Source organism: Microbispora sp. NPDC049633, assembly GCF_040675265.1.
Classification (GTDB): domain Bacteria; phylum Actinomycetota; class Actinomycetes; order Streptosporangiales; family Streptosporangiaceae; genus Microbispora; species Microbispora maris.
Genome location: NZ_JBFAOO010000141.1, coordinates 1 through 18,881, shown reverse-complemented (window position 1 = coordinate 18,881; position 18,881 = coordinate 1). Strand labels below are relative to the sequence as shown.

19 protein-coding genes are annotated in these 18,881 nt (G+C 70.1%); 12 read left to right on the top strand and 7 right to left on the bottom strand.

Annotated features, from left to right (window positions below; genetic code table 11):
• Positions 1-422 precede the first annotated feature (422 nt).
• From AB0J39_RS28445 to AB0J39_RS28425, 5 genes are all read left to right on the top strand, one after another.
• Entirely contained in the window at positions 423-1,802 is a 1,380-nt protein-coding gene (locus tag AB0J39_RS28445; protein ID WP_363469946.1) for an extracellular solute-binding protein, read from the top strand.
• 118 nt (positions 1,803-1,920) lie between these two features.
• Positions 1,921-2,844 (top strand): sugar ABC transporter permease, encoded by a 924-nt coding sequence (locus AB0J39_RS28440; protein ID WP_363469945.1) that lies wholly within the window; start codon positions 1,921-1,923, stop codon positions 2,842-2,844.
• A gap of 14 nt (positions 2,845-2,858) precedes the next feature.
• Entirely contained in the window at positions 2,859-3,848 is a 990-nt protein-coding gene (locus AB0J39_RS28435; protein ID WP_363469942.1) for a carbohydrate ABC transporter permease, read from the top strand.
• 47 nt (positions 3,849-3,895) lie between these two features.
• Positions 3,896-5,464 carry a glycoside hydrolase family 13 protein gene (locus AB0J39_RS28430; RefSeq protein WP_363469939.1) on the top strand — a complete coding sequence of 523 codons (1,569 nt, stop codon included), beginning with the start codon at positions 3,896-3,898 and terminating at the stop codon, positions 5,462-5,464.
• Positions 5,461-7,434, top strand: a complete 1,974-nt coding sequence (locus tag AB0J39_RS28425; RefSeq protein WP_363469936.1) for a glycosyl hydrolase family 28-related protein — start codon at positions 5,461-5,463, stop codon at positions 7,432-7,434. Before AB0J39_RS28430 ends, AB0J39_RS28425 begins: the two co-directional genes overlap by 4 nt.
• A 96-nt stretch (positions 7,435-7,530) precedes the next feature.
• On the opposite strand, the gene AB0J39_RS28420 is transcribed toward AB0J39_RS28425, so the two are convergent.
• The 3 genes from AB0J39_RS28420 to AB0J39_RS28410 all read right to left on the bottom strand — a co-directional run bounded on the left by AB0J39_RS28420 (position 7,531) and on the right by AB0J39_RS28410 (position 8,992).
• Positions 7,531-7,734: a DUF397 domain-containing protein gene (locus AB0J39_RS28420; protein ID WP_363469933.1), complete on the bottom strand. Its 204-nt coding sequence runs from the start codon at positions 7,732-7,734 to the stop codon at positions 7,531-7,533.
• A 123-nt stretch (positions 7,735-7,857) separates the two neighbouring features.
• Positions 7,858-8,073: a DUF397 domain-containing protein gene (locus tag AB0J39_RS28415; protein ID WP_363469930.1), complete on the bottom strand. Its 216-nt coding sequence runs from the start codon at positions 8,071-8,073 to the stop codon at positions 7,858-7,860.
• Positions 8,074-8,092: 19 nt separating this feature from the next.
• Complete coding sequence (locus AB0J39_RS28410) at positions 8,093-8,992, bottom strand: helix-turn-helix transcriptional regulator (RefSeq protein ID WP_363469926.1); 900 nt, start codon at positions 8,990-8,992, stop codon at positions 8,093-8,095.
• A 328-nt stretch (positions 8,993-9,320) separates the two neighbouring features.
• On the opposite strand from AB0J39_RS28410, the gene AB0J39_RS28405 reads away from it, so the two are divergent.
• Together AB0J39_RS28405 and AB0J39_RS28400 are read left to right on the top strand one after the other, a co-directional pair.
• Positions 9,321-9,629 carry a hypothetical protein gene (locus AB0J39_RS28405; protein ID WP_363469923.1) on the top strand — a complete coding sequence of 103 codons (309 nt, stop codon included), beginning with the start codon at positions 9,321-9,323 and terminating at the stop codon, positions 9,627-9,629.
• A complete protein-coding gene (locus tag AB0J39_RS28400) occupies positions 9,626-10,219 on the top strand; it encodes a hypothetical protein (RefSeq protein WP_363469920.1) in 594 nt (197 codons plus the stop codon). The genes AB0J39_RS28405 and AB0J39_RS28400 overlap by 4 nt, the downstream gene beginning before the upstream one ends.
• Before the next feature lie 18 nt (positions 10,220-10,237).
• Here AB0J39_RS28400 and mscL read toward each other — a convergent pair whose 3' ends face one another.
• Entirely contained in the window at positions 10,238-10,666 is a 429-nt protein-coding gene (gene mscL, locus AB0J39_RS28395) for a large conductance mechanosensitive channel protein MscL (RefSeq protein ID WP_363469917.1), read from the bottom strand.
• Between the two features lie 110 nt (positions 10,667-10,776).
• Between mscL and AB0J39_RS28390 the strand changes: the two genes are divergently transcribed.
• Positions 10,777-11,445, top strand: coding sequence for a class I SAM-dependent methyltransferase (locus AB0J39_RS28390; protein ID WP_363469914.1), 669 nt, complete (start codon positions 10,777-10,779; stop codon positions 11,443-11,445).
• Between the two features lie 142 nt (positions 11,446-11,587).
• On the opposite strand, the gene AB0J39_RS28385 is transcribed toward AB0J39_RS28390, so the two are convergent.
• Both AB0J39_RS28385 and AB0J39_RS28380 read right to left on the bottom strand, forming a co-directional pair.
• A complete protein-coding gene (locus AB0J39_RS28385) occupies positions 11,588-13,072 on the bottom strand; it encodes a protein kinase (RefSeq protein WP_363469911.1) in 1,485 nt (494 codons plus the stop codon).
• Positions 13,059-14,063 (bottom strand): LacI family DNA-binding transcriptional regulator, encoded by a 1,005-nt coding sequence (locus tag AB0J39_RS28380; RefSeq protein ID WP_169982092.1) that lies wholly within the window; start codon positions 14,061-14,063, stop codon positions 13,059-13,061. Before AB0J39_RS28380 ends, AB0J39_RS28385 begins: the two co-directional genes overlap by 14 nt.
• Positions 14,064-14,453: 390 nt before the next feature.
• Between AB0J39_RS28380 and AB0J39_RS28375 the strand changes: the two genes are divergently transcribed.
• Positions 14,454-15,140, top strand: coding sequence for a DUF305 domain-containing protein (locus tag AB0J39_RS28375; RefSeq protein WP_363469908.1), 687 nt, complete (start codon positions 14,454-14,456; stop codon positions 15,138-15,140).
• 25 nt (positions 15,141-15,165) lie between these two features.
• On the opposite strand, the gene AB0J39_RS28370 is transcribed toward AB0J39_RS28375, so the two are convergent.
• Positions 15,166-15,792 (bottom strand): hypothetical protein, encoded by a 627-nt coding sequence (locus tag AB0J39_RS28370; RefSeq protein ID WP_363469905.1) that lies wholly within the window; start codon positions 15,790-15,792, stop codon positions 15,166-15,168.
• A 157-nt stretch (positions 15,793-15,949) separates the two neighbouring features.
• Between AB0J39_RS28370 and AB0J39_RS28365 the strand changes: the two genes are divergently transcribed.
• From AB0J39_RS28365 to AB0J39_RS28355, 3 genes are all read left to right on the top strand, one after another.
• Complete coding sequence (locus tag AB0J39_RS28365; RefSeq protein ID WP_363469902.1) at positions 15,950-16,633, top strand: response regulator transcription factor; 684 nt, start codon at positions 15,950-15,952, stop codon at positions 16,631-16,633.
• A 51-nt stretch (positions 16,634-16,684) separates the two neighbouring features.
• On the top strand, positions 16,685-18,010 hold the full coding sequence (locus tag AB0J39_RS28360) for a HAMP domain-containing sensor histidine kinase (protein WP_363469900.1): 1,326 nt from the start codon (positions 16,685-16,687) through the stop codon (positions 18,008-18,010).
• An 89-nt stretch (positions 18,011-18,099) separates the two neighbouring features.
• Positions 18,100-18,881, top strand: a 782-nt coding sequence (locus AB0J39_RS28355) for a BTAD domain-containing putative transcriptional regulator (protein WP_363469897.1), incomplete at its 3' end; no start/stop codon positions are given.

The window sequence follows — 18,881 nt, the reverse complement described above, 5'->3', positions numbered from 1 at the left end:
GGTGCGGAGGCCGGCGTAAGACCGTGCCCTGTACCACCGCGCCCGCGATGGCCGCTCCCGAGGCTCACCGGACCGCAACTATCACGGCCGGCCGGAGCACCCGCCCGCTTTGAGCGCGTCCAGTGCTCACAGGCCATGCTCCATTGCGTTCCTGGCCGGCACCGAGCCAAGCCCCAGGTTCTGACCGGCTCGTGTGTCCTTGGGCCGTCGTGTGCTCCAGGTCGTCGTGTCAGTCATCCAGGCCGTCCTGTGCTTCAGGTCGCTGGTAACTGTCACTTTTTTGCACAGTTAATGCAGGACTATTGCTCAGTCCTGCATGCCTCTGTATGTTTCTCGCAATCGAGCGGATCGGGGCGCTCCAGGTCGGCCCCGAGCCGCGTGCTTCGACGGGTCGTGGTGCGCGGTTCCAGAAGGGAACGAGGATGAAATCCCACAAGCTCTCGATACTGCTGGTTTCGGGACTTGCCATTGCGGCGGCCGCGGCGTGCGGCACCGACGACAGCGGCGGCAGCGGTGACAAGGCGAGTGCGGCGCCCGGGGCCGCCGGGCCGGTGTCGATCTCGGTCAACTGCGAGCCGCCGAAGACGAACAAGGCGGAGCGCGCGACGTTCGAGGAAGACCTGGCGGCCTTCCAGCAGCTGAACCCCAATATCAAGGTCGCGAAGGTCACCGACGCGTTCCCCTGCTACGACCCGCGCACCTTCGAGCCGAAGCTGGCCAGCGGCGAGCTCGAGACGGTGTTCTACGTCAACTTCCCCAACGTGGGCCGCCTGATCGAGAGCGGCCAGGCCGCCGACATCACGCCGTACGTCAACGAGATCAAGACGTTCCAGGACTACAACAGCTCGATCGACCTGTTCAAGAAGGACGGCAAGGTCTACGGCCTGCCGACCGACGGCTACGGCATGGGTCTCGTCTACAACAAGGAGGTCTTCACCAAGGCCGGTCTCGACCCGAGCAACCCGCCGAAGACGTGGGCCGAGGTGCAGGCCGCCGCGAAGAAGATCGCCGGGCTCGGCCCCGGTTACGTCGGGTACGGCGAGTACAGCGGCAACAACGTGGGCGGCTGGCACTTCACCGCCTCCGTCTACGGTCGCGGCGGGTCGGTCATCACCGACGACGGCAAGAAGGCCGCCTTCAACACGCCCGAGGGCAAGGCCGTGCTGGAGAACCTCCACCAGATGCGATGGACCGACAACAGCATGGGCTCCCAGCTCTACATCGACTGGCCGGCCCTGATGAAGGCCATGGCCGGCGGCAAGATGGGCATGATGCTGGGCGCGCCCGACGTGCTCATCTCGCTGCGCAACGACTTCGGCGGCAAGTTCGAGAACTACGCCATCACCGCCCAGCCCGAGGCCAAGGCCCTGTTCAACGGCGGCGCCGGTTACATGATCAACCCGAAGGCCACGCCGGAGCAGATCAAGGCCGGCCTCAAGTGGATCGAGTACAAGTTCCTCACCCCCGGCAAGGGCCAGTTCGACTACGTGCGGGCCAAGGGCGCCAACCTGACCGTCGGCCAGCCCTACCCCGACCTGTACCGCTCGGACACGCCGTCCGGCCAGGCCGTGAACGACCTGCGCGCGCAGAACGCGAACATCGACGCCGCGCAGTTCGCGAGCTGGGTGGAGGGCTCCAAGGGCATCCCGCCGAAGGCCGAGCCGGGGCCGTACGCGCAGGAGATCTACAAGATCCTCGACACTCCGATGTCGGCCGTGCTGACCCGCAAGGACGCGAACATCGACCAGCTCCTTGCCGACGCCGAGTCGAAGGTCAACTCTCTGCTGGCCTCGAAGGGCTGACCGCCCCGATAATCCGGGGCGCCGCCCGTGGCCGTGACCCACGCGCGGCCGGCGCCCCGGCGAATCGTGCAGGGCGAGTCGAGTGCAGGGCAATCACGTCGAGATCGGATCCACAACGATGACCACAGCGAGCATCCCGGCAGCCAGCGGCAGGCGGCGGCAGCCGACGAAACTGCGGCGCGCCGTGCGGCGCAACGTGACCGCCTACGGCTTCCTGTGCGGCGCTCTGATCTGTTTCGCGTTCTTCTCCTGGTATCCGATGGTCCGCGAGGTCATCCTCAGCTTCCAGCGGACCAACTTCGTGGACCCGCCCAAATGGGTGGGGCTGGAGAACTTCCGTACCGTAATCAGCGATCCCGCCTTCGGGCCGGCCTGGGTCAACACCGCGGTGTTCACCCTGCTCGCCCTGCTGTGCGGCTACGGGATCCCGTTCGTCACCGCAATCGTGCTGAACGAGCTGCGGCACGCGAGGGCGTACCTGCGCTTCGTGGTCTATCTGCCGGTCATGCTGCCGCCCGCGGTGAGCGTCCTGCTGTTCCAGTGGTTCTACAACCCCGACTACGGGCTGTTCAACCAGGCCCTCGGCCTGGTCCACCTGCCGGGCCTGCAGTGGCTCAACTCGACGAGCACCGCGCTGATCTCGCTGGTCATCGTCTCCACCTGGATGAACATGGGCAGCGGCACCCTGATCTACCTCGCCGCCCTGCAGACCATCCCGAGCGAGCTGTACGAGGCCGCCGAGCTCGACGGCGCCGGCCTGTTCAGGCGGATCTGGCACGTCACGATCCCGCAGACCAAGCTGATCCTGCTGGTGATGCTGCTGCTGCAGATCGTGGCGACCATGCAGGTCTTCATCGAGCCCTACCTGCTCACCGGCGGCGGCCCCGAGAACGCCACGGTCAGCGTCGTCTACCTCATGTACCAGTACGCCTTCAACTTCGGCAATCTCAACGCCGGCAACGCGCTCGGCCTGATGCTCATGATCGTCCTGATGGTGTTCTCCGCGATCTACCTGCGCGTCTCGCGCGACAACACGGTGTGAGGGGGGGAACGACCATGCCCGACATGATGACCAACGTCACCGCGGCGCCCGACGGCCCGGCCGGAACGCCGGCCTCCCCTGCCCGGAACGAGCGCCGCGGGCGACGGCGGCCCCGCAAGCCGTTCGGCACGCAGTTCCGCACCGCCGTCTCGCCGCACCAGCTCAACACGACCCGCGGCCGGATCATCTACTGGATCGTGCTGGCGATCGTGGTGGTGAGCTTCACCGCCGCGTTCGTCTTCCCGCTCTACTGGATGGTCACCGGCGCGATGAAGTCCACCGAGGAGCTCAACTCCATCCCGCCGACCTTCCTGCCGTCGCACTTCTCGCTCGACGGCTACCTGGAGGCCTGGGACCTGCTGGACCTCGGCACGCTGCTCGGCAACACGGCCCTCTACGCCGGCGGCGCCTGGCTGCTGACGCTCGCGGTGGACGTCTCGGCGGCCTACGCCCTGTCGAAGCTCCGCCCGGCGCTCGGCAAGGTCGTGCTGGCGCTGATGCTGTCGACGCTGATGATCCCGCCCATGGTCATCATGCTCCCGGCGTACCTGACGGTGAAGGAAGTGCCGATCTTCGGCTGGAACCTGCTCAACACCCCGTGGGCGATCTGGCTGCCGGCCGCGGCCAACGGTTTCAACGTCTTCCTGCTCAAGCGCTTCTTCGACTCGATCCCCAGGGAGCTGCTCGAAGCCGCCGAGATCGACGGCGCGTCGCCGGGCCGCATCCTGTGGTCGGTGGTGATACCGATCTCCCGGCCCATCCTCGGGGTGGTCTCCATCCTCACCGTCGTCAACGTCTGGCGCGACTTCGTCTGGCCCCTCCTGGTCCTGCCGGACAGCGACAAGATGTCGGTGAGCATCGGCATCGCCTCGCTGTCCTCGCAGATGCCGCAGAACGTGCTGGTCGCCTCCCTGGTGATCGCGAGCATCCCGACCATCGTCGTCTTCTTCCTGTTCCAGCGGCACATCATGGCCGGTCTCACCGCCGGCAGCCTCAAGGGCTGAACGACCCCACCCCTGCCGCCGTCACCCCGTAAGGAGTTGTATCCAGCATGCCCGGCAACACCTCGACCCCCGATTGGTGGCGCGGGGCCGCGATCTACCAGGTCTACCTGCGCAGCTTCGCCGACGGGAACGGCGACGGGACGGGCGACCTGGCGGGGCTGCGGTCGCGCCTGCCGTACCTGGCGGACCTCGGCGTCGACGCCGTCTGGCTGAACCCGTGGTATCCCTCTCCCATGGCCGACGGCGGCTACGACGTCGCCGACTACCGCGGCATCGAGCCGGTCTTCGGCACCCTCGCCGAGGCGGAGAAGCTGATCGAGGAAGCCCACGACCTGGGCATCCGCACGATCGTGGACGTCGTCCCCAACCACGCGTCCGACCAGCACGCCTGGTTCCAGGAGGCGCTGGCGGCCGGTCCCGGTTCGGAGGCCCGGGAGCGGTTCTGGTTCCGCCCCGGCATCGGCGACGGCCCGCCGAACGGCTGGCAGTCGATCTTCGGCGGCCCGGCCTGGACGCGGGTGCCGGACGGCGAGTGGTACCTCCACCTGTTCGCCCCCGAGCAGCCCGACTTCAACTGGAACAACCCGGCCGTACGCCAGGAGTTCCTGGACGTGCTGCGGTTCTGGTTCGACCGGGGCGTGGACGGCGTCCGCATCGACTCGGCCGCCGTCCTCGTCAAGGACCTCGACAGCGTGGAGGAGTCCTACACCGACCACGACGGAGTCCACGAGATCTACCGCGAGTGGCGGCGGGTGTCCGACTCCTACGGCGGGCGCATCCTCATCGGGGAGGTGTGGCTGCCCGACCAGGAGCGGTTCGCGAACTACCTGCGCCCGGACGAGCTCCACACGGCGTTCAACTTCGACTTCCTGTCGAGCGCGTGGGAGCCGGCCGCGCTGCGCCGCAGCATCGACCTGACCCTCGCCACGCACGTGCCCATCGGCGCCCCCGCGACCTGGGTGCTGTCCAACCACGACGTCGCCCGTCCCGTCACCCGGTACGGCCGGGCCGTCACGTCCTGGGACAACGCCGAGCGCCGGGACGGCATGCCGTCCGACCTGGAGCTCGGCCGGCGCCGGGCGAGGGCGGCGGCGTTGCTGGCGATGGCCCTGCCCGGCAGCGTCTACGTCTACCAGGGGGAGGAGCTCGGCCTGAACGAGGTCGAGGACCTCCCCGAGGAGCTCCTCGACGACCCGATGTGGGAGCGTTCCGGCCACACGGTCCGCGGCCGCGACGGCTGCCGGGTGCCGCTGCCGTGGTCGGGGGAGGAGCCGCCGTTCGGCTACAGCGCGGGCGAGCCCTGGCTGCCCCAGCCGGCGGGCTGGCGCGGCCTCACGGTCGAGGCCCAGCAGGCCGACCCGGACTCGATGCTGTGCCTCTACCGCTCGGCCCTGCGCCTGCGGCGCGAGCTGCTCGGCGACGGCACGCTGACCTGGCTGCCGACCACGGACGACGTGATCGCGTTCCGGCGCGACTCCGGGCTGGTCTGCGTCGTGAACCTCGGCGCCGAGCCTGTTCCGTTCCCCGTCCGGGGCTCGGTGGCGCTGGCCAGCGGACCTCTCGACGGCGACCTGCTCCCGTCCGACACCGCGGTCTGGATCCTGGAGGCCCGATGAGAATCCTGCTGGCGGCGGCCCTGGCCGCGACCGGTTTCGTGCTGTTACCCGCGCCCGCGTCCGCCGCGAAGGCGCCCGTCGTGACACGGGCCGCCCTCGATCCGGCTCTCGTCGCCGGGCGCGGGGCCGACGTCGACTTCGCCGAGCAGGAGGCCGAGAACGCGACCACGAACGGGACGGTCATCGGCCCCGGCCGCGACGCGTACACGCTGCCGGCGGAGGCGTCGGGCCGAAAGGCGGTGCGGCTGACCCCCGGGCAGTACGTCGAGTTCACGCTGCCGAAGGCGGCCAATGCCATCACCGTGCGCTACAGCATCCCGGACGCTCCCGGGGGCGGCGGCATCACCGCGCCGCTCGACGTTGCGGTCAACGGCCGCAAGCAGGCCACCATGACGCTCACGTCGCAGTACGCCTGGCTCTACAACCAGTATCCGTTCACCAACGACCCGGACGCCGGGCTGCTGCACCCCGACTGGTGGATCACCGAGTGCTCCTGCGTGCCGGCCGCCACCACCCCCACCCCGGAGATCGTCAAGCCGTTCCGCCCGAACCACTTCTACGACGAGCAGCGCCTCCTGCTCGGCCGGACGTACCGGGCGGGTGACACCGTGCGGCTGACGGTCCCGGCCCGGAGCAACGCCACGTGGACCGTCGTCGACCTGCTCGACTCGCACCTCGTCGGCCCGCCGCGGGTGGAGGTCCTCGCGGCGAACGTGCTGGCCTTCGGCGCCGACCCCACCGGCAGGCGCGACTCCGCCGGGGCGATCGACAAGGCGATCGCCTTCGCGAAGCGCACGCGCCTGAAGGTCTACATCCCGCCGGGCACCTACCAGGTGAACCGGCACATCCTCGTGGACGACGTGACGATCACCGGTGCCGGAAACTGGTACACGATCATCAAGGGCCGGCAGACCGACCTGGGCACCCCGGCCCCGGACGGCTCGGTGCACACCGGCGTCGGGTTCTACGGCAAGGACGCCGCGGCGGGCGGCAGCCGCAACGTCCATCTGTCCGGCTTCGCCATCGAGGGCGACGTACGGGAACGCATCGACACCGACCAGGTCAACGGCGTCGGCGGCGCGATGAGCGACTCGACCGTCGACGGGCTCCACATCCGCCACACCAAGGTCGGCATGTGGTTCGACGGCCCGATGCGGAACATCAAGATCACCAATAATGTGATCGTCGACCAGATCGCGGACGGGCTCAACTTCCACACCGGCGTCACCGACTCCGTCGTGTCGGGCAACTTCTTCCGCAACACCGGTGACGACGCCCTCGCCCTGTGGTCCGACAAGACCGCCGACGCGCGCAACACGATCGACCACAACACCGTGCAGACGCCCGTGCTGGCCAACGGCATCGCGATCTACGGCGGCACGGACAACACGGTCGCGAACAATCTGATCGCCGACCCGATCAGGGAGGGCAGCGCCATCCAGGTCGGCTCCCGGTTCGGCGCCGAGCCGTTCGCGGGCAGGCTCCGCATCACCGGCAACACCACCGTACGCGCCGGCACCTTCGAGCTGAACTGGAAGATCGGCCTGGGGGCCATCTGGTTCTATGCCCTGGAGAAGGACATCGACGCCGACATCGAGGTCAGCGGCGACCACTACCTGGACAGCACGTACAACGCCGTCATGCTCGTCAGCGAGTGGTCGGTGAAGGACCTGTACGCGATTCCGAAGGTCCGCTTCACGGACATCCGGGTCGACGGCACGGGCACCTCCGTGGTCAGCGCCCGCGTGAAGGGCTCGGCGTCCTTCGAGAACGTGGACGCCCGCAACGTCGGCGCGGTCGGGGTCAACAACTGCGGCGCCTTCAACTTCCCGCCCACCGGTTCGGAGTTCTCCCTGCACGACCTCGGCGGCAATGACGGCGGCTGGCTCGCTCCCTGGATGCTGCCCAACACCATCACCTGCGACGACCGCCCGCCGGTCGTCCCCCCGCCCCCGCCGTCCCCCTGGTGACGGAACGCCGAACAGAAGTAGAGGGCTTCCCCGGCTCCCGCCGGGGAAGCCCCTTGCACGCGTACCCATCTCGGGTGGCGCCAGGACAGGTCGAGGTCAGGACAGGTCGAACACTCCGGCCTTGACCCCCTGCAGGAAGGCCGTCCACTCCTCGGCGGTGAAGGTCAGCACGGGACTGCCATCGCCCTGCTTCCCATCGCGGACACCGACCCATCCGTCCCGGAGGGCGATCTCCACGCAGTTGCCGTTGTTGCATGCCTGGTGCCACTCGACACCGTCGAACGAAGGTCGGCGTGCCATGCATTCTCCCGGAAGCCGTCCACTCGTGGAGTGAGTTATCATCCGGAAGCATTGTAATCTATCCGCTTTTTGAGAATCTGTCCCGTTTGCCGGGACCATGCGGAGTGGTGTCAATCCTCCGGGTTACTGTGGCCGGTCGTATCCACCGGCCTTTGCGGACGCCACAAAGCGACGCCACTCCTCGGGTGAGTAAAGCAGCACGCCGTGGCCTGGGTTTTTCGAGTCACGTAGGGCGACCATTCCGTCGAGGATGGCCACCTGTACACAGTTGCCGCCGTTGCATCTCGTCGAGATGCGCCATTGCGACTCTGTTATCCGCGTGTCTGGCGGGAGTTCCATGAAATCCTCTGTCTCTGCGCTATTGTTCTCCCGGAGACAGGTGGTCACTGCGGGGCAGCGCAGCACTAAAGTCTGATTTGGCTTTCGCGATCCGCCGGATGGACTCGTTCGGGGACAGAGCTGCCGCGCGAATGATCTCGACGGCCTCTCGGTATATCTCCAGCTCCGCTGGTTTCTCCAGGTACTCCACCCGATTGAGCATCTCGACGTAAACGACTTCGGATACCGCCGGGTCCTTCATCCTGAACATGACGAACGGGCCGTCCGCGGACATGTAAGCGCCCACCTCGAACGGAATGACCTGCACGGTCACATGAGGTGCCTGCGCGAGCCTGAGTATCTGCTCCAACTGGTCCGTCATGATCGCGGCGTCGCCGACCTGCCGGAGCAGGGCGGCCTCGTCGATGAAGGTCCAGTAGCGGGGCGGCTCCTTCTGGGTGAGTAGCTGCTGCCGCTTCATCCGCGCTTCGACTCGCCTGTCCAGAAGCTCTTGGTCGATGCGTGGAAGTAGTCCCCGGATGAGCGCCCTGGCGTACTCCTCGGTCTGGAACAGACCGGGAATGTAAGCGGTCTGGAGTTCGGTGATGGACACCGCCGCCGCTTCGAGGTCCATGTAGACGTAAATGGCGTCGTTGCCGAGGTCTCCCCACTCCTGCTTCAGGCCCGGCTGCCGGGATTCCCGGGCGAGCGTCATCAGCTGAGTGACGAGTTTGTCGTCCGCAACGCCATAGATGCGGCACAGATCGCGAACGTCCCGCTGGCTCACGCCGCGCTGACCGGTCTCCATACGGCTGATCTTCGCGGGGCTGCAGAGAAGTTCCTGGGCCACCTGGTCGACGGTCATGCCGGTCGCGCGCCGCAGCTCTCGAAGACGAGTCGCCAACTGGCGCCGCCGGAGCGTCAGGTTGGTCCCGGCCATAGCGGTCACCTTCTGCGTACGCGTTCTGTGGTGGGCCTCGAAAGGGGCAGCGTAGCATCTCCTGGCACTTGCCGCATGAAAACTCGATTGGCAATTGCCAAATGAAGGTTGCCAACGGCAACTGCGGGGTAAAGCTAGACATAAGCCTCAACGTGGCGGCTGGACCAGCCGGTTCCCGAAGGGAGGCGATGCGACCGGGGGCTCGTCTTTCGGCCCCTCCCCTGAAATGCGCTGCTGGGCCGATGGTGGCACATCGGCCCAGAGCAGACGACCATCCGACCTGCCTGCTCAGCAAAGGGATGATCCCGTGCACTCTAACAACAAGAACATGCGCGCTCCTTCCCTCACGGGGTTACGGATGCGCATCGTCGCCCTCCTTTGGAGGGTGGGCGAGGAGGCGTTCGCCGAGATCGACGCGTTCGCGTGGGTGCAGCGCTGGGAGATCCGGCGCACCTGGCACACCCACACGTACCGCGACCCGAGGTTCGACGCTCTCACCCCCTGCCGGGTCTGCTCGGCGAAGGGGCGGTGCCCGACCGGCCTGCCGTGCCGTCGCTGCCGGGGGACCGGACGGGTGAACGCGCTCGAATCCCCGCTCTCCCGCAAGCCCGAGCACCCGTCGGGCGGACGGGCATGAGGCATTCGGTCAGGCGGAACACGCATCTGGTCCTGCGGTTCATCGAACGGGAGACCTCCCCCGTGGCGCGGCCCGGGCCGCTGGTGGTGCTGTGGAGATGGCGTTACGAGACGGTGCTGCTGGTGGGAGGGCCTGCGCTCGTCGTCCTCGCGGTACGCACGGCGGGCCCGGCCGTCACGATCGTCGCCGGCTCTCTGGTCTGCCTGCTCGTCCTGGTCTGGCCGCAGGCCCGGCGGGAGGTGGCGGGCCGATTCTGGTGCGTGGTGACGCCCCACCGCGTACGGAAGGCCTGTGCCGAGGCGCTGATCGTCAGCCGGCGGGGCAAGCTGCCGGTCATCCTCCGTACGAGGCCGGAGCCGTTCGGCGAGCGCCTGTGGGTGTGGTGCAGGGCGGGGACCAGTCCGGGGGACCTCGAACGGGCCCGCGACATGATCGCCGCCGCGTGCTGGCTGGCCCGCGAGGTGCGGATCACCAGGGATCCGCACCGGACGTCTCTCGTCATCGTGGACGTGCTGCGGCACTCCGGCCGTCCCGCTTCCCGCGAGCCCGCGGAGACCGGCGAGAGGACGCTGACGCGCTTCAGGCCCTGACGGGGGACAGGGGAGAAGTCAGGCAGGGGGCTTCTCGGCGGCCGCGACGGCGGACAGTTCGACCGTGCAGAACGCGCAGCGCCGGGCGTCGACGGGGATGTCCGACAGGCACTCGGGACACTTCTTCTCCGTGGCCTCCTTGTCCCGGTCGAAGAGGCTCAGGAAACGGCTCATGGGCAGGACGACCAGCCAGTAGACGACGGCCGCGACGATCAGGAACGTCAGCAGGTGGTTGATGAAGTCGCCGTACTTGAACACCGCGCCGTTGACGGTGAACTTGTAGCTGGAGAAGTCGGGCTGTTTGCCGCCGGTGATGGCCGCGATCAGGGGGGTGATCAGGTCCTGTACGAGGGCCTGGATGAGCCCGCTGAACGTCGCGCCCACGACGACGGCGACGGCGAGCTCCACCAGGTTGCCCCGCATGAGGAACTTCTTGAATCCGCTCATGGGCAACGAGCTATCCGTTTTGCCGTTCCCATGCAAGGGGTTGACCCGGTCGAAATACCCCCAAGCGTGCCACGATGAGGTGGAGAGCCGGCCGCGGGAAGGGGAGAGCGATGCAGGACCGATCGGGACGTCTCGCGGACGACGCCGACGATCCGCTCACCGCCCGGCGTCCGACCAGTCATGAACGGCTGACGGGCCTGCCCTGGGACGCGTCGTACCACGAGGGTCCCGCGCCGTGGGACATCGGCCGGCCGCAGCCGGCGGTGGTGCGTCTCGCCGCCGAAGGCGGATTCACCGGGGCGGTTCTCGACGCGGGCTGCGGGACCGGGGAGAACGCTCTCCACGTCGCCTCGCTGGGATTGCCGGTCCTGGGCGTCGACGTGGCGGAGACGGCACTGGCGATCGCCCGGGCGAAGGCCGCCGATCGGGGCGTCGAGGTCGAATTCGCCGCGGCCGACGCTCTGCGGCTGGAGCGACTCGGGCGCAGCTTCGACACGGTGCTGGACTGCGGGCTGTTCCACACCTTCGACGGGGCGGAGCGGTCCGCCTACGTGGCGAGTCTCGCGTCGGTGACCGAGCACGGCGGCACTCTGTACGTGCTGTGTTTCGGCGACGGCGGCTCCGATACGGGTCCGCACCCCGTCGGCAGGGAAGAACTGAGAGCGGCGTTCGACCTCGTCGGCGGTTGGAGTGTCGTCGCCGTCGAGCCGGACCGGATCCAGACGCGGTACCACGACGACGGGGCACCGGCCTGGTTCGCGACGGTCAAGCGGCACTAGATGCCGGAGGGCGGGGCGTCGTCTGCCGGCCCGCACGGCACTGGACGATTGTTTCGGTCGCGAGACGGACGCTTATCGGACGCGGCCCGACTTACGGTCCTGACCAAACTCAACAGACGGTTGTTCTGGGAGCGCTCCCATTTCAGGTGTCGCTGGCCTGGGCCGAAGCGGCTTCGACCCGGTCGAGCGCGGCCAGCAGTTCCCCCTTCAGCACCGCCGGCAGCCGTCCCTCGCGATACCGGACCTCGATCTTCTCGCGTACGACGGCCAGCCCCTGACCGTTGTCGACGGCGTTGCGCAGCACCTGTTTGAGGTCCAGGGCGACGTCGTCGTCGATGTCGTGAGTGGCCTCGGCTCCGTCCACCAGCAGGGCGAACTGCCGGACCGCCGTGTCGACCCGCATGGGCGCGGCCGAGGTGGCCAGAGGCAGGGGTGCGACGTCGGACTTGTCGGTGGCCGAGGTTCTCGGCCGCCTGACGGTGTCTCCCGCGTCCCGGTCCTTCTTGACGACCTTGACGGTGTTCGTGGGGGAGGGGCGGTGCCGGGCAGGCCCGGCCGTGCGTACGGGATCCGCGACGGGCGCGACCGTGTGCCGCGGCCGCTCGACGGGGCCGGCGACGGCTTCGACCTGCGGCGGCGGCGAGGCGGTGGCCTGCGCGTACGCCCCCGACGGGCTGGGCAGGACGGTCACGGCTCCGACCTCGGGGCCGCCCGTCTGGGTGAACCAGAGGATGCCGCCCAGGGCGGCGGCTCCGACGGCGGTGGCGCCCCAGCCGGCCCCGCGCGGGCCCGGCGGCTTCTTCACCGCGCTCAGGGCGGCGGCGACCGCCCGCGCGCTCGGCCGGTCCACGGGGTCGGGGCACAGGCAGCGCCGGCACAGGTCGGCGACCTCCTGCGGCAGGCCCGGCACCCCTTCGGGAACCGGCGGCGGCCCCTCCCGCCGTGCCGCCTCGATCGCCTCCCAGGTCTTCTCGGGATACGGCAGTGCTCCCGTGAGCATCTCGAACAGCAGCACGCCGAGCGCGTAGACGTCCACGGCCGGGTCGGCCGTCGTGCCCTTCAGCCGCTCCGGCGCGACGTACGGCGGCGTGCCGAAGTCGGCGACGAGCTGGTCGTCGGCCTCGCCGATGAACGCGGCGATCCCGAAGTCGAGGAGCTTGGGCCCGTCGTCGGCGAGCAGCACGTTCTCCGGGGTCACGTCACGGTGGACGATGCCCCGGTCGTGCGCCGCCGCCAGCACCTTCGCCAGCCCGGCGGCGATCTCCGTCGCCTCGGCCCAGGGCAGCGGGCCCTCCATGATCCGGTCGGCCAGCGACCTTCCCTCCAGCAGGCGCATGACCACGAAGGACGCGAGCCTGCCGCCGTTCGTGACCGTCTCGCCGTAGTCGTAGACCTCGATCGCGTCCGGGTGGATCAGCCGGGCGGTGGCCCTGGCCTCCCGGCGCATCAGTTCCCGCCCGGGACTGTCGTCGTCGAGCGTGCCGTCCAGCACCTTGATGGCGACCATGCGCTGGAGTGACTGGTCGAAGGCACGCCAGATGACCGACATCCCGCCCGTCGCTATCCGCTCCTGGAGCAGATAGCGACGGGTCAGGACGTCACCTTCTCGAAGCTCAGGCCGATTCACGAACCACCAGTTCCGTGGGCAGCACCGGATTGCCCTTGGGATTGTCCCCGTCCCCGAGTGTCATGAGAAGCAGTCGTGCGGCGAGCGTGGCCATTTCCTCGACGGGCTGCCGCACGGTGGTCAGCGCCGGCGAGGTGTGCCTGGCCACGGGCGCGTCGTCGTATCCGATGACGGCCACGTCGTCGGGCACCTTCCGCCCGGCGCGGCGCAGCGTCTGCATCGCCCCGGCCGCCATCACGTCCGACGCCGCGAACACGGCGTCGATGTGCGGCGCCCGTTGCAGCAGCCACTGCATCGCGTGCGCACCGGACGCGTGGGTGAAGTCGCCGTACGCCACCGGCATGTCGAGCACGCCGGCGTCGCGGAGCGTCTGCCGGAAGCCCTCCAGCCGGTCGCGGGCGGCCGGCAGGGTCGGCGGCCCGGCGATCGTGGCGATGTGCTTGCGGTTGTTGAGCAGCAGGTGCTCGGCCGCCTGCCGTCCGCCGTCACGGTTGTCCATGTCGACGAACGGGAGGTCGATGCCGTCTGGCGGCCGCCCGGCACAGCGCACCGGGACGCCCGAGGCCGCCAGCGTTACCGCGAGGGGGTGCCGCGCGCGTGCGCCGATCAGAAGGACTCCGTCGACGGAGCCCGCGACCAGCGGTGGCGCGGCGATGGAGGCGGTCGCCGGGGTCGCGGTCATCACGACCATGGGGACCCCGTGCGTCGTCAGCACCTCCTCGCAGGCGGACAGGAGCCTGGCATAGAACGGCTCGGTGAAAAGGCGTGGACTGTGCTCGCAGACGACGGCGGCGATGATCTGCTCGGCCCGCCTGCCCGCGGATCCCCTGGGGGCGCGGCGCCGTACATAGCCCAGACGCGACATCGCGTCGTGAACTTGTCGGCGGGTCGACGTGGTCACGCGTACCGAGCCGGTCAAGACCCGGGAAGCTGTTGCCGGGGAGACGCCGGCTGCGGCGGCTACCTCTGCGAGGGTGGGAAGATCGGCCATCCGGTCTCCTCGGCCCGAAGGTTCACACGGCTTGGGAGCGCTCCCAAGCGAAAGTATCACTGTTTCGCTCGTGTCAACAGAGGTTTCCTCGGTGTGAAACCTTTCGTAGAGTTTCGCTCCCGTTTGGCACAGTTGGAGGCTAGAGCACGGCAGTGCTCCAGGGAAGTGAATGGGAATTTTGACACGTATTGCCCAGCTTGTCCGATAATCACCGTAAATATGCCGAAATGCCATGCGGGGCGGCCGCAACCATCTCCCGGCGGTAGGGTCCTGCGGCAAGGGATCACGGACGGACCGGCCGCGCCCGGCCCCTCGGGGGCGGTCGCGGCCGTCCCCGAGCCAGAACCGGAAAGGCCTCCAGTGACGACCACTATCCGCCGGCTCCCCGTCGTGACGGCTCGTGTGACGGGTGCGTTAACGGGCGTGCTCGCCGCGGTCCTGCTCGCCGGGTGCGGCACGCCGGACCCGGCGAACCAGGGCGCGTCGCCGTCTCCCGCGGTCCCGGCCGCCGCCTCGCCCGCCACCACTCCCGGCGCGGCCACCGCAGGCCCGGACGAGACAGGCCCGGACGAGACAGGCGCGGACGAGACCGGCGCGGACGAGACCGCCCCGGCGGAGGCGTCCGGTGGCAGGAACGCCGCCGACGTGACGTTCGCCCGGCAGATGATCCCGCACCACCTTCAGGCCCTGGAGATGGCCAGGCTCGCGGAGACCCGGGCGGGCGACCCGTGGGTCAGGGAGTTCGCGGCCAGGGTCGCCACGGCCCGCGACACCGACATGCGTACGTTCAGGGACTGGCTGGACATGTGGGGCGCCGAGCCGCTGCCGCGCGACCACGCGATGCCGGGCACGCAGACGCGGGCCGAGATCGAGGCGCTCGCCAAGCTCAACGGCCCGCAGTTCGACCGGAAGTACGTGACGTTGATGATCGAGCACGACAACGGCGCGATCAAGCTGGCCCGGGCCGAGCAGGCCGAGGGCGCCTTCGAGGGGGCCAAGGCGCTGGCAGTCGCCACGACGACCGCCCTGGGCGCCGAGGTCAAGGAGCTGAAGAAGTACCGCGCGCTGCTCGACTGAGCATCGCCGTGGGCCTGCGGCCCCGTCAGTTCTCGTACGTGTCGAGCCGGGGCGGCAGGGCGTTCCACGTGCAGAACGCCGACGACTCGTGGATGCCGCGGAGGAAGGCGATCCGCAGCCACTGGTCGGTCTCCCAGACCTTGACCTCGTAGCCGTCGTTCGGAGTCGCCGTCACCACGCGGCAGTCCCTGGAGGTCACCGCGACCGTCGCCCGGCCGCCCTTCAGGGTGAACGTGTGCAGGCTCTCTCCGCCGGAGGTCCTGCGTGGCCGGGCGGTGGGCGAGGGCTCCGCCGACGCGGCCGGCCCGGCCGGCTGGGTGGAGCGGGCCGGCCGCGGCGCCGGCGAGGTGCGCGTCGGCGTGGCGGTGGCCGGGGCGCGGGACGGGGACGGGCGGCCGGACGCGGAGGGGGCGGAGGAGGACGGCCGTTCCGACGGCTCGTCGGAGGGACCGCCGTCAGGGGTGTCCTGCGGGGAGGGGGCGGGGGCGCCCGGCGAGGCGGAGAGCGGCGCGGCGACGGCCACCACCGGGGCCAGGGGCGCGTCGTCCAGGATCGCGCTGCGCAGCACGTCACGCACGCCGAGCCAGGACACGCCGACGGCGAGCGCGGTCGCCCCGCACCAGGCGATCAAGTAACCCGTGGCCCTTCTCATGGGGCGCTCACTCTATCTCGTGACGTAGTAAATGCCGCTCGATCCCTTTCGGTCATCCTCTACGGGTTTTTGCCTGCCTTAAATCACGGCGAATCCGTATGTTTCGGATCGCTCTTCCCGGGACGCCGTGTGGAGTGGGCGTGTACGTTTCTGCCCCATGGCGACCGTTCTGGTGGTTGAGGACGACGAGTTCGTCCGGTCCGCGATCATCCGCGACCTGACCGGGCGCAGCCATGCGGTCCGCAGCGCGGGCCGCGCGCTCGACGCCCTGCGGGAGATCGCCCACGCCGCCCCCGACGTGGTGGTCCTCGACCTCGGGCTGCCCGACCTCGACGGTGCGGAGGCGCTGAAGATGCTCCGGGCGATCTCCGACGTACCGGTCATCGTGGCCACCGCGCGGGACGACGAGGCGGAGATCGTCCGCCTGCTGCGCGGCGGCGCGGACGACTACCTGGTCAAGCCGTTCTCCGGCGACCACCTCAACGCCCGCCTCGAGGCCGTGCTGCGCCGGGCCAGGCCCGGGACGCCGTCGTCGGTCGCGCGGGTCGGCGGCCTGGTCGTCGACGCCGACCGCAGGGAGGCCCGCCTGGACGGCGTGCCGCTCGACCTGACCCGCCGGGAGTTCGACCTGCTGGCCTACCTCGCCGCGCGGCCCGACCGGGTGATCTCGCGGAGGGAACTGCTGGCCGAGGTGTGGCGGCAGTCGTACGGGGACGACCAGACGATCGACGTCCACCTGTCCTGGCTGCGGCGCAAACTCGGCGAGAGCGCCTCTCGCCCCCGATATCTGCACACCGTGCGGGGCGTCGGCGTCCGCCTCAGCCCTCCCATAGAGGGCTGAGCCCCCGGCGGGAACCGCGATGACGGTACGAGGTCCGGAGCGGGAGCCGCGGTGAGACGGAGCCTGGCCCTGGTGGCGGTGGCCGTGACGGCGATGGTCGCGCTGGCCTTCCTCATCCCGCTGGCCGTGGCGGTCAAGGAGATCGCGGAGAGCCGCGCGCTCGCGGACGCCGAGCGTCAGGCCGCCACGATCGTGCCCGCCCTCGTCGTGACCGACGACGCGGCGGCGCTGGAGCGCGCGCTGGCCAGCACCCCGGCGGGGACCTCGCGGCTGGCCGTCCACCTCCCGGACGGGCGCACGGTGGGCCGCTCCCGGGTCGCGCCCGCCGACGTCGCGAGCGCGGCGGAAAGAGCCAGGACCGTGCCGATCGGCAAGGGATACGTGCTGCTCAGGCCGGTCGCGCTGGGCGGCGGGCGGCGAGCCGTCATCGAGGTGTACGCGCCCGAGGCGGACGCGAGCAAGGGCGTGTCCACCTCCTGGGCCGTGCTGACCGGCGTCGCGGTCACCCTCGTGGTGGGGTCGGTGGTGGTGGCCGACCGGCTCGGGGCCCGGGTGGTCCGGTCGGCCCGGCGGCTCGGGCAGGCGGCGGCCGCCCTCGGGGCGGGCGACCTGACCGTGCGCATCGTCCCGGACGGCCCGCCGGAGCTGGTGGCCGCCGGGCGGGCGTTCAACACCATGGCCGACCAGGTGGCGGGGCTGCTCGCGGCCGAGCGCGAACTCGCCGCCGACCTGTCGCACCGGCTGCGCACCCCGCTGACCGCGCTGCGGCTGAACATCGGCGGCCCCGGCCCCGAGGCCGAGCAGCGCAGGCTCGCCGTCGAGCGGCTCGAACAGGCCGTGGACGAGATCATCGAAGCGGCCCGGAGGCCGTCCCGGGCCGCGCCGGCCGGCTGTGACGCGGCGCTCGTGCTGCGGGAGCGGCTCGCCTTCTGGTCGGCGCTGGCCGAGGACCAGGCGCGGCCGTGGCAGCTCGTCGGCGCGGACGAGCCCAGCCCGGTGCCGGTCGCCGCGGCCGATCTGGGCGCGGTGGTCGACGCGCTGCTCGGCAACGTCTTCCGCCACACGCCGCAGGGCACGGCCTTCCGCGTCACCCTGCACCGGGGGAGCGGCATGGTGGGCATCCTCGTCGCGGACGCGGGCCCGGGCATCCCCGATCCGGAGAGGGCGCTGCGCCGGGGCAACAGCGGGGCGGGCTCCACGGGGCTCGGCCTCGACATCGCCCGGCGCCTGGCCGAGTCGACGGGCGGCGGAGTGCGCATCGAGGACTCGGCACTCGGGGGGACCGGCGTCAACGTGTGGCTGCGCACCGACGGCCGGGCTCCCGGCCCACGCCGCCGTCTGCTTCGGCGTACCCGGGCCCGAGGGGCCCGCCACTGACCCTTTGTTGCCAATTGTCCGGCGAATTGTCCAAAAGGGCCGACTTGGGCGGGATACATTTCGGGGGACCGCAATCGGAGGAGATCACGGTGGAATTCCGCGTGCTCGGCCCGGTCGTCGTGCTCGACGACGGGGGGACGCCGCTCGACATCGGGCCGTCCCAGCAGCGGGCGGTGCTGGCCCTGTGCGTGCTGGCGGCGCCGCGCCCGGTGAGCACGGCCAGGATCGTGGACGCGCTCTGGGAGCAGGAGCCGCCGCCGGGGGCGGTCAACACCGTGCAGGCGTACGTGTCGAAGCTGCGGCGCGTGCTCGAACCCGGCCGGGTGCGCAGGGCGAGGCCGTCGGTGCTGGTGAGCAGGCCGGGCGGGTACGCCGTCGAGCTGACGCCGGAGAGCTTCGACCTCGGCCGCGCCCAGGCCGCCGTCGCCGCCGGACGCCGGCTGCTGGAGACGGGCGACCACGCGGGAGCCGCCGGGCGGCTCCGCCTGGCTCTGGCGGAGTGGCGGGGCGAGCCGCTGGCGGGGTTCGAGGAGGAGCCCTGGGCGCGCGACGAGATCGCCCATCTGGCCGAGCTCAGGCTTTCGGTCGTCGAGGACGTGGCCCAGGCCGAGCTCGCGCTCGGGCTCGGGCGGGCGCTGGTGCCCGAGCTGACGAGGCTGGTGGCGGCGTACCCGCTGCGCGAGCGGCTGCGCCGGCTCGGCGCGCACGCTCTCTACCAGGCCGGCCGTCAGGCCGACGCGCTCGCCCTGCTCGCCGAGGGGCGCCGCCTGCTCGTCGGCGAGCTGGGCCTGGACCCCGATCCGGGCTCCCGCGAACTGGAGCAGCGGATCCTGGCGCAGGACCCCGCGCTGACGCCCCCGCCCGCTACTCC